The following is a 12,714-nucleotide window of genomic DNA, read 5'->3' as shown; positions in this document are numbered from 1 at the left end:
GGTTGCTATCTCAGTGATGGTGGCCTTCAGGCTCGACCATCTTGAACGGCAGTTCCTGCCGCCGATCCTTCGAGCTCAGGACCAGCCTCGCATCGAACTCGTGAGGTTCGGCGGGAGCGACGGTACTCTCAAGACGATGATGGTTGCCGGCGACAGGCTGCAGAGGCAGCGTCTCCGGGCCGCCGGGCCGGTCGATAATCACCGTGGCTGTCAGATCATCGGCGTGCCGATCGACGGTAAGCCGCATCCGTTCCCCGCCGGGCGTATCGACGATCTCCAACGCTCCCGTAGCCAGATCGCACGCAACCTTGAAAGGCTCCGGAGCGTGGTGATGCCTGTGTGCTGGCGCCGCCGGTGTGCTCCCCCCATCGGCAGGTTCGAACGTGATGTTGACGGTGCGGAGTGCCGGCAGATGCGCGTACAGTACCTGCCTGAGCGTGCTGGCAATGCCGTTGGCGTCAGCGACGGTCATCTCGTCGTTGACCGTAGCCCCGACATCCGCGTGGAGCTGATGGCCGATCCACCGCGCTCTGACATTGGCGATCGTCACGCCGGGAACATGCTCGGCGGCATGACGGACTTCCTCGATCACCCCCGGCTCCACGCCATCCAGCATCCTGGTCAGCACCGAGCGGGCCGACTGCCAGACGATGCCGAAAATCGCGATCGTGATGAGCAGCCCGACGATCGGATCGGCCAGCGGAAAACCCAGCCAGACGCCGATGGCACCGAGGACCACGGCAAGGCTCGTGAAGCCATCGGTGCGGGCATGATAGCCGTCGGCGATCAACGCTGCACTATTTATCTCCCGGCCGACACGGATGCGGAACACCGCGACGGCTTCGTTTCCTATAAAACCGATAATGCCCGCGGCCGCAACCCAGCCGAGAAATGCAATGGGTTGCGGATTGATCAACCTGTCGATCGCCTCGTAGCCGGCGACGATGGCGCTGAAGAGGATGATGAGAACGATCACTATGCCAGCAAGATCCTCGACGCGACCCAGGCCATAGGTGAACGTCTTGCTCGGTTTGCGGCGGGCCAGCACGAAGGCGATCCACAGCGGAATGGCGGTGACCGCGTCGCCGACATTGTGGATCGTATCGGCCAGCAGCGCCACGCTTCCGGAAAGGAACACGATCACGAGCTGGAGCGCTGCGGTTATTGCCAGAACGACGAAAGACCATTTGATCGCCCAGATGCCTCGCGTCGTCGTCGCGATCGTCGGGTCGATGACGCCGTGGGTGTGGCCATGGCCACCACCATCGCCATGATCGTGCCCATGGCCGCCGAAGCCCTGCGTCATCGGGCCGAAGCCGAACCAGACTCGTATCTTGTCCATCGTGATATTTCTCACAGGTATTTGGTGATGTCCTTGAACTCGTCGATCGAGCGGCGTTGCTCCCGCGCCAGCGGCCCGACAACCTCTTCAAGGCAATGGTTGAGATGGTCCTGGATCAAGGTTTTCTTGGCCTGGCAGATGGCTTTCTCGACCGCGTGGAGTTGCTGGGCGATGTCGAGGCAGGGCCTGCCTGCCTCGATCATTTCGATGACGCCCTTGAGGTGCCCGTCGGCCCGCTTGAGGCGCTTGATGATGTCTGGGTGAGTTGCGTGGACGTGAGGTTGATCGTTCATGTCTTGATACTATCCTCCTGGAGGGGATATACAAGCCTCGAACCGGTACCGATTCCATCGAACACACTTCGTTAAGATTTTAGAGAATAATCGCTGCTTATGCAGAATCGGGCTCACAGCAAGGGGTTATGTCTCGTCGTCGCGTTCGCTATGATGCTTGGCACGCTGCTGCGCCCTTTCGGATATTCGGCCTCGCACGATCCGGTCGCCCGTGCCGCCGTCGCAATCGAGCGCCAGGTCGCACAGACTGGGCCGACCGAAGATCATGGCTATGCCCATGATCACGAGGGCGCTGCCGATGAGAGAGGATCCGGCTCTCTTCACGGGCACAATGCAGCCGACCATTCGCACGACACGGCGAGCGCGCTTGTGCCCTTGGTACCGATCGTTCCGCCGGTCGGTAAGGACTGGCTGATTTACCCGCCGTGCTTCGCCGATCTGGAGGCGACATTTCGGCTTGACCGCCCGCCGAGACCGTTCCTCGCCGCCTGATCGCGGCCGCTCGCGCGGCCACCCTCAACGACGAAGACTGGAATTCCCATGCAAGAACCCTTCTACCAGGGTCCGCCACGCTCGCCCGATGCGTGCTGGCGGCCCGCTCTTCTCCTGCTGGTCGCTCTCCCGACTCTGCCGCTCCTGGCAGGAGCAGCCTTCGCCCACGGCGTCGCCGAGGGCGACAAGGGCTACATTCAAGAGATCACAGGCATCAATCTGCTGCCTTTCATCTATCTCGGCGCCAAGCACATGGTGACGGGATATGACCACATCCTGTTCCTGTTCGGCGTGATCTTCTTCCTCTACCGGATGAAGCACATCGGCATCTATGTCAGCCTGTTCGCGCTCGGCCATTCCACAACCATGCTGCTCGGCGTCTATTTCAACGTCGGGATTAACAGCTACATCATCGACGCGATTATCGGCGTTTCGGTCGTCTACAAAGCGCTCGACAATATGGGCGCCTTCCAAAGGTGGCTCGGCTTCCAGCCTAACACCCAGGGCGCGACTCTCGTCTTCGGCTTCTTTCACGGCTTTGGCCTGTCGACCAAGATCATCGAATACAACATCTCGCCGGACGGTCTGGTGCCCAACCTCCTCGCCTTCAATGTCGGCGTCGAGATTGGCCAGTTGCTGGCTCTTGGCGCGATCCTGATTGTCATGGGTTACTGGCGCCGGAGGCGAAGCTTCTGGCGTTACGCCTACACCGCAAACGTCGTCATGATGGCTGCCGGTTTTCTGCTGATCGGGTATCAGCTCACCGGCTTGTTCGTCGCAGCTTAAGGAACGAAATCATGTACAACACCGATCTGCCAAGCCGTGCCGACTTGCCGACGTCGGCACAACTCAAACGCTCCACCCTGATTGCTGCCCTGACCGCACTGACCCTCCTGGTCACAGTCGTCATGCCATCGGAATATGCCATCGACCCGACCGGCGCCGGGCGGCTTCTCGGCCTTACCGAGATGGGCGAAATCAAAACGCAATTGGCGGCCGAGGCGGCTGCAGACGAGACAACGGGTGCAACAGCGCCATGGCCCCCGCAAAATACCGTATCCGCCGACCTTTTGGCTCGTATGGAACGGATCGAAAATCTCCTCGTCACGATGACAGTGGGGCAACCAGCTCTGCCGTCGCAAGCGGCGGAGCCCGTTGCCCAGAACGATGTGACGGCCGGGGAAATCATTCCTGCGCAGCCAGTTCAGGCCGTGCCGGAGACCGCGCCGCAGGTCGCCGAAACCCCTGCGGTAGCGCCGGCCCAGAGCACCGGGCGGCGAGATGAAATGTCCTTCACGCTGACACCCGGCCAGGGCATCGAAGTCAAGCTTGTGATGCGGCAGGGCGCCAAGGCGAACTTTGCCTGGACCGTCGACGGGGGCGTCGTCAATTTCGACACGCATGGCGACGGTGGCGGCCAGAATGTCAGCTACGAAAAGGGCCGCAGCGTTCCTTCCGGCGAAGGTATTCTTGAAGCCGCTTTTGACGGAAACCATGGCTGGTTCTGGCGCAATCGCGGCGACAGCGACGTGACACTGACGATCCAGACCGAAGGCGACTACATTGACATCAAGCGAATGATCTAGCGGGCTACGAGTTGGTCCGGCGCCGCTAGCGACGCCGGACGTCCCTCATCCGTTTGCTCCATCGTGGAGCGAATGGCATTTCAGGCCAATGCGATCTGCCAAACGGCAACGCCGGCAAGCACCAGCCCTGCAACGCCCTCGATGGTTCGGGAAATGATATCGAACAGGCGTGGCCGGCTGTCGAAAAAATGCACCAGACGTTCGCGAAACAGGATCGACAGCACCGCGACGCAAGACAGTGTCAGTGCTACCCCGACCATCATGGTAATGGCAAAGAGGATGCCGGCGACTGGAACGCCTCTGGATATCGCAAAGGTCATCGCGAAAAGTGTGAGCGGACATGGGATCAGGCCGGCCATGACACCCACGGCCTCGCCTTCATGCTTGTGGTGACGGCCATGGCTTAGGGCGCGCCAAAGCATCCAGACACCGATCAGCCCGAGCAGGCCACGGCTGACATCTTCCAGCAGCGGAGCACGGCCCACGCTGCCCAACGCAATGGATACCAGGGGCAACGAGAGAGCCGCGATAAGGACAGCGATGGTCACATGCGTGAAGGAGAGTGTCAGTGACACCAGAAGGCCACGCCGGACGCTGGAATCCGATCCTGCCAGATAGGTCGCCAGCACCGCCTTGCTATGGCCCGGCGTCAGGGCGTGTGCCGCGCCGAATAGGACGCCCATCGGCAGGAAGGCCGTGAATGCCAGCCAGCCGCCCCCGGCCGAAAGCAGTTTGATCTGCTCGGCCAGAGCCAGGTAAATCGGGCGCTGGAATTCAACAAGGACTTGGAACATTGCGTTCGAACCGACTCCGCTTCAGCCGCACGTCAATTCGAGGCGTGTCGCGAAAATCTTGCCGAGATCGGTCCCGGTCGGATCACTGAAGAACGCGTCTGTCAGCTTTGTCTGGTTCTGTGCGATCGCGGTCTCCGGGTCGGGACGCACGACCGAGCGAGCGCATCCCTGCGGCAGGCCGGCGACTGCGATCTTGTCGTCGTCGGTAAAATCAATCGCCGTGTAGAAGGTCGGGTCGTAGACGCCGATGCCGACTTTTCCTGAAAGGGCCAATGTGTCTTTCGGCTGCGTCTCGAACAGGACGACGAGCTGATCGTTTTCATAGTTGATGACAAGCCTTGGCGGCGGCGCCATTTCCACGTCCTTCCCGTTCAAGGTCACAAGCTGGAAATAGTTGTACTCGGCCAGAGACGCATGGATGGTGAGAGCCACCTCATCGAGCTCCTTGGCGTCAAGGGCGAGATCGGAATTCTTGTCGAATTCCATCAGTACCGTGCTGGAAAAGAGATCGTCGAAACGCCAGAGATGTCGAAGCGATTTGATGGTCCGGTCAGGACCGACAGTCAGATCCAGCCTCGCCTCGGCGAAAACATGCGGATGGGCGCCTGCCGGTGCCATTGACGCGAGCAGCAGAGCCGCGCCCAATACTATGCCTGCCAGTCGCATTTTTCGTTCACACTTCGCTCGTCGTTCCGGGTCAGGCAGGAGACCTGCCACTGCAAGCAGGCCGAAATTGGACGGCAACGTATGAGGACCAAATGATGGCAGCGGGCAAAAAGCCATCAGGACCGCGGTCGTTAGATTCGATCGATCAGGGGTGTGTCGCTTCATACAAGGAAGCAACCGCAAAGTCGCCCTTTATCCAGTGATCGACGAGGATTACCGCGGCGCCGGCGAGGATCGCCAGCACTATCATCCAGATGACCTTTTGCCGATCGCTCAATTTCTTGCTCCGGCTCGATGCCGAGGAACGGTTTCCTGAGGCGAGTTCGTTTCAAGCGTATCACTTCTCTCGGCCGCCTGTTCACGCTGATTAGTCATCGGCTATGGAGCTTGCAATGATCATGTTCGATGTGATCCGGGACCTCGGCCGCGTCAAATGGACGAGCTGCTTGCGATTACCAGCAATCAATATGAAAAGTTTGGAAACTTGCGTTGGATTTCTCTCCTCGCCGATCTTCACGGCGTCGGTTCGTGCGAAGAAACGCGCTTCAAATGCCGCGCTGTCGATGTCGAACAGCGTGATCGAGCATATCTGCACGGCCTTGCCGTTCAACGTGGCTTTTGCCACCGCAATCATGGTTTTGGCCGGCATGTCGTTGCCGGACGCTACCCATCCCTGGATAGCGTTTACACTACCCACCGATGCGAAATCATCGCCAGGGCGCGGAGTCCATCCAAGCTTCCCGGCTGCGGCGACGGTTCGTTCGAAGTCAGGTCCATGGGCAAGACAAGTCCCGTGAAAAGCCTCCAACGCCAGATCGACATTGTCGGCGTGCACTGGCGATGTCATATGCACACTTGTGAGTAGCAGGGCCAAGAGGGTTTTCGGCATGTCGATCACACCTCGGGCTACGGAGCGAGGTAGCTGATTGATCCGAAATGGAGCCTCAAGCAAGCTCGTCAAGTGGACGGGCGGGCGATCGAGGAGATGTGCCATCGCGCGAACTGCTTAATCTCGATGAATTCGTCAGGATGCTACAGCTCGTTCACCGAGCTGCGGCTCTGCTCCCGCTCCCGGATGGCTGCCGACCTGCTCCAGCACCTGGTTGACGAAAATTGCACTCCTTGGGTTGGCATTTTCGCGCACCGACCCTCAACGAAGTCCGCGAGAAAAGCGAGGGAGCGCGAGTATCGGAGCGCAGCATCCAGTCAAGGAGGTGTTGCGGGAAAACTTCTACCTGGTGAAGCTTGCGTGCGAACGGCTGTCCCTCTTATGCTCTGCCAAAACTGGAGGTGGGCTATGCGCGCACCCGCTATTGTAGCTTCGGGGTTTTCGGCATTAGTTGCTGCGAGTCCGGCCACGGCTGACACGGGCGGTCCAATCTATAGCGCGGAGGTGGTGGGCTCGATGTGCAATGACCCATCTGCTGACTTTTGCGTTGGGTTCCTGGCAGCGGTGTGGTCCCAACTTTACGCCACGCAGACCCGTTGCGAATTGCCAGCGGTCAACAAGCGCGATCTACCGGACATTTACCGCGTCTATTTGTTGAAAAATCCCGACCTCAACCACGTTCCGGCTTCAATCGCGGCCACCAAAGCGTTTGAGGCACATACCGGCTGTCCCGGCTGGAGTCCGCGTTCAGATGGGGAATAGCAGGAGGCCAGAGGCGCTGCCGCCATTCTGAGGTGATCACGACCAGTTGCACCGCAATAAAGAAGAACTATCAGGTTGGCCTGCGCCTAGATTTGACGGGCACTGCTTGTACGCGCTTTGAGCAGTGAGAAACCGACCGATCAAGCGGTTTAGGGAGCTGTGTTGTGTCATCCCTCACCTTATCGAGTCGTCTGTGAAGAAGGTTGATTTCGGGATCGGAGGCGAAGCGGGAAGCATTTCTCACCCGCCATGTCAGAGCTGATATGGCGTCAGGCTGATCGCGGCCGGAGTGGTGGCACTGCAGCGGACGTGAGCAGCACCAGGAAGAAGGCACACAAAAGCCTCAGCCAGTTGAGCAGGAGACTGAAGTTGTAGCCGACGGCGGCAAGCACGGCGTTGTTGGCATCGCCCTCGGAGAAGGCCAGGAAGTTGCGGCCCATCCGGTGGTCGTTCTTGAGATGGCCGATGACGGGTTCGACGGCGGCCCGGCGTCGCAGCGCCCGTTTGACGGCCTTGGTGAGGCCGCGCTTGTAGCCGGCGACATGGACCTTGAACATCTTGTCCTTTGGCGCGTTGTGGCCGCGATAGCCGGCATCGGCGACGATCTTGCCGAGGCTGACGCCGATCGAAGTCTCGATCGCCGGAAGAATGGTGGCCAGCGTGTGGCCGTCATACGGATTGCCGGGCAGCGCCTTGACATGGGCGACGAACTGGCCGCCACGGCTGCGCTGCAGCGGGGTGGCGACGGAGACCTTGACGCCGAATTCGTAGGGCTTGTAGGCCTTGCCCTTGCCAATGCACTCGACCTCCGGAGCGTGCAGGGAATACACCTTCTTGCCCCGCTCGCGCTGGCGCTGGTCCCTGACGCGCCGGGCAAGCGACAGCGGCAGAGCGAAGGCCTGCATCAGCTCTGGCCGCGTGGCGAGCTTGCGGGTGATGTCGCGGATCACCGCGCCCAACATGGTGCGCAGCCGCTTGAGCTGCCGGTTGGCCCGCTTGAACTGCTTGGCATGGGCATAGCGCTGATGCTTGATCAGCGCGATCTTGCCGACCCGCGCATAGGATTGGCGCAAGGCAATGCCATGCCTCTTGGCCAGCTTGACCAGCCGCTCGCGGGCGCGCATCAGCTTGGCGTCGGTCGGGAAGGTGATGGCCTTTTCCTGCACGGTGGTGTCGACGATTACCGCGCGGAAGTCCGACGGCTTGGCCGCCCCCAACCTGGTCGCCGCCGCAAGGCTCTCCTGGAGCAGAGCCGTGAGCCGCTCTTCGCCCATGCGCAGGCGCCAGCGCGTCAATGACGTGCGGTCGAAAGGCAAGCGGTGCTGGAAGAACTCCTCGCCGCAGAACAGCTGGTAATAGGGGTTTTCCAGCCAGCGTTCGCACAGGCTTTCGTCGGACAGGTTGTGCATCGACTTGAGGATGGCCAATCCCGCCATCAGCCGGGTCGGCAAAGGCGGCCGGCCAGGATCGTCGTCATAGACCTCGCCCAGCCGTTCTTCGAGGAAACGCCAGTCGATCGTCTTGGCCAGCTTCACCAGCGCATGATCCATATTGAGGATGTGGTCGAGCCGGGATCGCAACAGGTCCGTCTCGCCGCTCTCGCGCCGTTCCTTCGGTCGCATCGCTCGCTTCCCTCGCTGCTTCGTCATCGCCTCGAATCACGCAGAACAAGCGCATCCAATTTGCCGGAAACCGCAGCCCAAAGCCACGAAATTCGGCAATCTGAAAACCGAAATCAGGGGAAATTGTTAAACGGAATCAAAGCATTCCGAGTTCTTCACGGACGACTATCGAGTTGTGGGGCGTTGCGGGCGTATCTTCGGGCGCTTCTTAGGGCGCTTCTTAGGTCCATTGCGCGCATCCGGGCCGCGGGCGGCGGGCATCTGCGAGATGCCCGCGCTGACGTTTCAAATGGCCAGTATCGCCTCTGTCCTTGTATGGCCCACCGGTATTCTGGTTCCTGGCGTGTTCGGTCTCAAATGGTTGCAGGTGTAGATTCAAGCGACACCCGGCGAGCGAGCAGCTTGTCGATCCGCTTTCCGTCCATATCGACGATCTCGAACCGCCAGACTTCATAGTCGAAATGCTCGCCGGCCTCTGGAAGGTGTCCAAGCCGGGACAGCGCGAAGCCGGCGATTGTGTGAAAATCACCTTCCGCCGAGCCTGACCGGAAGCCAAGGCGCGCGAAAGCGTCGTGAGCCGGCATCAGCCCGTCGATCAGCAGTGAGCCATCCTCGCGCTCGATGACATACGGTTCGTCGTCATCCGCATCCGGCAGGTCACCGGCGATCGCTTCGAGCAGATCGGTCTGCGTGACGATCCCTTCCAGGCTGCCGTATTCGTCGATGACGATCGCCAGACGCACCGGCGCCTTCTTGAACCGGTCGAGCACGCGGAAGATCGTCGTTCCTTCGTGAACGACCACCGGTTCGCGGATGACCGCCATCGGATCGAGAGCCTTCCCGTCCAGTGCCTGATCGAGAAGGTCCTTCTTCAAAATCATGCCCAGCGGCTCGTCGATGCCGCCGCGGCCGACCAGGAGCTGTTCATGGTGGCATGCGCGAATGGTGCGCAGGATCTCGTCCGGGCTATCGTCGGTGTCGATCCAGTCGACGTCGCGGCGTGGCGTCATGATATCGGCGATGCGCCGATCGCCAATGCTGAAGACACGCTCGACGACCTCCTGTTGGGTTTGGTGGAGCAGCCCCGCCTCCTGGCTCGCGGCGATGAGCAGCTTGAGCTCCTCCGGCGAGTGCAGGGATTCTTCTCCCGTACCGGGGCGCAGCCCGCAGAGGCGCAGCACCAGATTGCCGAGGCCGTTGAGCGAGATGATCGCCGGCCGCAGCAGAAACAGGAAGAGCCCGAGCGGGCGCACGACCCAGAGCGCCGTGCTCTCGCTGCGCTGCAGGGCAAGGCTTTTCGGCGCGAGTTCGCCAAGCACGATATGCAGCGCGGTGATGATGATGAAGGAGATCGCGACCGCAATCGCATGAGAGCCGGCCGTGGCGAGCGACCCGGGCAGTGCGTTCAGCAGCGGCTCGATCAGATGGGCAAGCGCCGGTTCGCCGATCCATCCGAGCGCAAGCGATGATATTGTGATGCCGAGCTGCGTCGCGGCTAGGTTGGCGTCGAGATTGTCCACCGCCCGCTTCAAGGCATTGGCATTGGTCCTGCCGGCATTGACCAGTTCGACCACCCGGCTGCGTCGGACGGCAACGAGAGAAAATTCCGCCGCGACGAAAAAGCCGTTCGCGGCAACGAGAACAAGTACGGCGAGTATCCCGAACAGATCGTACATACTGCCATCGGAACTAGGCATGGTCTCCTTTTGGGCGGCAATCGCCACTAGTTATTGATGGGAATTCACCTATAGCACGGCACCTTTGCGATGCTACGGACGTGTAGCTTGCTCGCGCGTCGCGGGGCGAGTTATTACTCTGCCTCCCGCCTTTGATACCGATCGGTCATAACCTCTCAACGGAACGATCGGGAGATCGCGCGAACAGAGCGGCTGCTATAGACCGTCCCGTCTTTCCTCTGGCGGACGAACCTTGCGGAACATTGCAAGTAAGAGGATGTCGTAGACAATCTTCAAGGCGCCGGCGATGAGTAGCGGCCAACCGAAGCCGGAAACAGCCAGCAGCGAGCCGGCAAGCATCGGGCTGGCGGCTGCCGCGAGGCTGCGCGGGACGGCGGTAACACTCGCTGCTGCAGCCCGTTCATCAGGCGTCACCACCGCCATGACGTAGGAGGTGCGGGTCGGCACATCCATCTGCGACAAGGCGCTCCGGATCAGCAGGAGCACGATGACCGGACCAAGGGTCGGCATGAAAGGGATGAGCACAAGGCAAAGACTGGACGGCAGATGCGTGAACACCATGGTGTTCACCAGCCCGATCCGTTTGGCGATTTGCACCGCCACCAGATAAGACGCTGCCGAGAGGACACCTGTGAAGAAGAAGATCGCGCCAGTGGCGGCGAGCGATAGGCTAAATTGTTGATAAAGCCAAAGAGCCAACAATGACTGGACCACGAAGCCACCCGCAAAGGCGTCGAGACTGAAAAGGGCAGCGAGCGTCAGGACGATTGCTCGCGACTTGCGCAATGGCTCAGCCGGTGTCGCCCCAGGATCGAGCGGTTCATTCGGCAGCCGCCGATAAAGAAGCAGCGATCCCAACCCCAAGGCTGCATAGAGGAGGAAGGCGAGCTGAAGCGCTTGCCTGATCTCCAGTCCGACAAGCAGTCGAAGCAAGTCGGGGGCTCCGGCCGCCAGAGCGCCGACAGCGCCAACAAGTGAACCGACCACGCTGTAGCGGGCAAAGAGGGCGGTGCGGTCGTGATCGGTGACGTTATGGGCAAGTTCCGCATGCTCCAGCGGCAGAAACACACTTACGTCGCCGGATGATGGGTTCAACGTTCCGACGAATGCGATAAGGAGCAGTGGCCAGAAATCGTTGACCAGCGCAAAGGCGATCCCCGTGGCGATCATCAGGACGGCAGCTGCGATCAGCAGAGAGCGGTGGGAAAAATGGTGCGCGACGAACCCGACAGACAGCGTGAGCGCCGCTGAACCCGCCAGCGTCGCCGTGGTGAGGATACCAATCTCGAAAGGATTGAAGCCGAGCGCGGCCAGATAGGCTGGAAGCAGGAGACTGACGAGTCCATCGCCGAACGCCCGTAATCCTCTCGAAGCCAGTAGATAAGTGGCTGCCGGCCCGGCACCGGAAGGAATGAGCGCAAATCTCTGTTTCGCCACCGGATCGCGCACAGCATTCGTCGACCTTTGAGCCGTCAAGGATGCCTCCTGACCAGAGAATGGTTGCGCCGATCGAGCAGATCAGACTGACCCCGTCACGACACCATAAAGCACGCCGAGGACCGAACAGGCTGCGAGCACCTGGATCATGCCGATCTTGAAACGGAACACCGCGACCAGCGCACCGAGCGTCAGAACCAAGGACGGAATATTGACGGAGTTGAACACGGGAACATCCAGCGTCATGCCCAGCCAGCTGACCTCACCCAGTTCGCGGAACAGCACGTGAAGCGCGAACCACACGGCCAGGTTCAAGACCACACCGACCACTGCTGCTGTGATGGCAGACAGCGCTGCTGGCTCCAGTACATTATAGGGACACAGATATACGGTAGCGATTATCGGCGAAGATTTTTGATACCGAGTTCGGCCCAGATCCACCGGAAATCATAGGTCGCCATGGGATCGTTGGGGTCAGGCTGGCTTGAAGAACGGTTTTCAAGATATTTGAGCCATTCGGCGGCCTTCTCGCGACCCTTGGCGGTTTTGATGGCCTCGCGCGGGGAAATATTACCCAGCATTCCGACGGGCTGATCGAGGGTTTCGCGGTACTGCTTTTCCAAAAACTCATGAACGACTTTTGTGGCGATCTCGGGTGGCAGCTCCGGACCAGCCGTATCCTTGTCACGGACGGGCCTTTCGGCCATCATTTGCTCGACGGTACGGATTTCGGTGAGCGGCCTTCCAACCAGATCGTTCAGCGCCCCCTGCATCAGCGTCGTTCCTTTTGCGGCTCGGGCGGCGGAATTCGTCGACAGATGCAAGGTGCGACCTTTCATTTCAACATTTCCGAGAACCCGTGCGCCGTCCTCCATCGTAATGTCCCATGCGAGGTTCCCAGATCTGCCGGCCTTGAGCCTTCCCTTCGGAGTGTCGCCAAGCCAGTTCCAGAATTTCGCGTTCTCCTGGCGCAGAGCCGGGACTGTCTTCAGCTGGGCGATAATTTCTTTCTGGGTGATCCCGGATGCCAACGGAAAGCGCACATCGTGGAAGACGATTGCGTCACCGTCGCTATTCTCGAAGGTGGTCTGCTCCATCCGCATCGTCCGATCCAGGGTGTCGAACAGCCATGAG

12 protein-coding genes and 2 pseudogenes are annotated in these 12,714 nt (G+C 60.3%); 3 read left to right on the top strand and 11 right to left on the bottom strand.

The annotated features are described in order from the left end of the window. Positions 1-10: 10 nt before the first annotated feature. Positions 11-1,342, bottom strand: coding sequence for a cation diffusion facilitator family transporter (locus NKI25_RS28025; RefSeq protein WP_352999972.1), 1,332 nt, complete (start codon positions 1,340-1,342; stop codon positions 11-13). An 11-nt stretch (positions 1,343-1,353) separates the two neighbouring features. Then, entirely contained in the window at positions 1,354-1,635 is a 282-nt protein-coding gene (locus NKI25_RS28020) for a metal-sensing transcriptional repressor (RefSeq protein ID WP_352999970.1), read from the bottom strand. A 150-nt stretch (positions 1,636-1,785) separates the two neighbouring features. On the opposite strand from NKI25_RS28020, the gene NKI25_RS28015 reads away from it, so the two are divergent. Genes NKI25_RS28015 through NKI25_RS28005 form a run of 3 tightly spaced genes read left to right on the top strand, consistent with a single transcriptional unit; the run spans position 1,786 to position 3,713 of the window. Then, positions 1,786-2,127, top strand: coding sequence for a hypothetical protein (locus tag NKI25_RS28015; RefSeq protein WP_023802374.1), 342 nt, complete (start codon positions 1,786-1,788; stop codon positions 2,125-2,127). 48 nt (positions 2,128-2,175) lie between these two features. Further along, positions 2,176-2,913, top strand: a complete 738-nt coding sequence (locus NKI25_RS28010; protein ID WP_352999968.1) for a HupE/UreJ family protein — start codon at positions 2,176-2,178, stop codon at positions 2,911-2,913. Positions 2,914-2,924: 11 nt separating this feature from the next. Continuing rightward, on the top strand, positions 2,925-3,713 hold the full coding sequence (locus NKI25_RS28005) for a hypothetical protein (RefSeq protein WP_023802376.1): 789 nt from the start codon (positions 2,925-2,927) through the stop codon (positions 3,711-3,713). An 80-nt stretch (positions 3,714-3,793) separates the two neighbouring features. Here the strand turns inward: NKI25_RS28005 and NKI25_RS28000 are convergent, their stop codons facing one another. The 9 genes and pseudogenes from NKI25_RS28000 to NKI25_RS27960 form a co-directional block, all read right to left on the bottom strand. Beyond that, positions 3,794-4,507, bottom strand: a complete 714-nt coding sequence (locus NKI25_RS28000; protein WP_023802377.1) for a nickel/cobalt transporter — start codon at positions 4,505-4,507, stop codon at positions 3,794-3,796. A gap of 21 nt (positions 4,508-4,528) precedes the next feature. Beyond that, positions 4,529-5,173 (bottom strand): DUF1007 family protein, encoded by a 645-nt coding sequence (locus NKI25_RS27995; protein WP_031256269.1) that lies wholly within the window; start codon positions 5,171-5,173, stop codon positions 4,529-4,531. 145 nt (positions 5,174-5,318) lie between these two features. Then, the gene (locus NKI25_RS27990) at positions 5,319-5,450 is read right to left on the bottom strand and encodes a hypothetical protein (protein WP_023802379.1); all 132 of its coding nucleotides are present in this window, start codon (positions 5,448-5,450) and stop codon (positions 5,319-5,321) included. Positions 5,451-5,540: 90 nt separating this feature from the next. Then, entirely contained in the window at positions 5,541-6,062 is a 522-nt protein-coding gene (locus NKI25_RS27985) for a hypothetical protein (RefSeq protein ID WP_156942688.1), read from the bottom strand. A 1,031-nt stretch (positions 6,063-7,093) separates the two neighbouring features. Then, positions 7,094-8,446 (bottom strand): IS5 family transposase, encoded by a 1,353-nt coding sequence (locus NKI25_RS27980; RefSeq protein WP_352999966.1) that lies wholly within the window; start codon positions 8,444-8,446, stop codon positions 7,094-7,096. Positions 8,447-8,799: 353 nt separating this feature from the next. Next, entirely contained in the window at positions 8,800-10,143 is a 1,344-nt protein-coding gene (locus NKI25_RS27975; RefSeq protein WP_031256272.1) for a hemolysin family protein, read from the bottom strand. A gap of 195 nt (positions 10,144-10,338) precedes the next feature. Continuing rightward, entirely contained in the window at positions 10,339-11,556 is a 1,218-nt protein-coding gene (locus tag NKI25_RS27970) for an MFS transporter (RefSeq protein ID WP_031256274.1), read from the bottom strand. 105 nt (positions 11,557-11,661) lie between these two features. Continuing rightward, positions 11,662-11,937 (bottom strand): annotated as a pseudogene (locus NKI25_RS27965) (chromate transporter); the annotation flags it as partial. Between the two features lie 41 nt (positions 11,938-11,978). Continuing rightward, a pseudogene (locus NKI25_RS27960) lies at positions 11,979-12,714 on the bottom strand (hypothetical protein); the annotation flags it as partial.

The organism is Mesorhizobium sp. M0808, assembly GCF_040320025.1.
In the GTDB taxonomy this organism is placed as follows: domain Bacteria; phylum Pseudomonadota; class Alphaproteobacteria; order Rhizobiales; family Rhizobiaceae; genus Mesorhizobium.
Note: the sequence above shows the minus strand (reverse complement) of the source record. Positions and strands in the feature narration are given on the sequence as shown.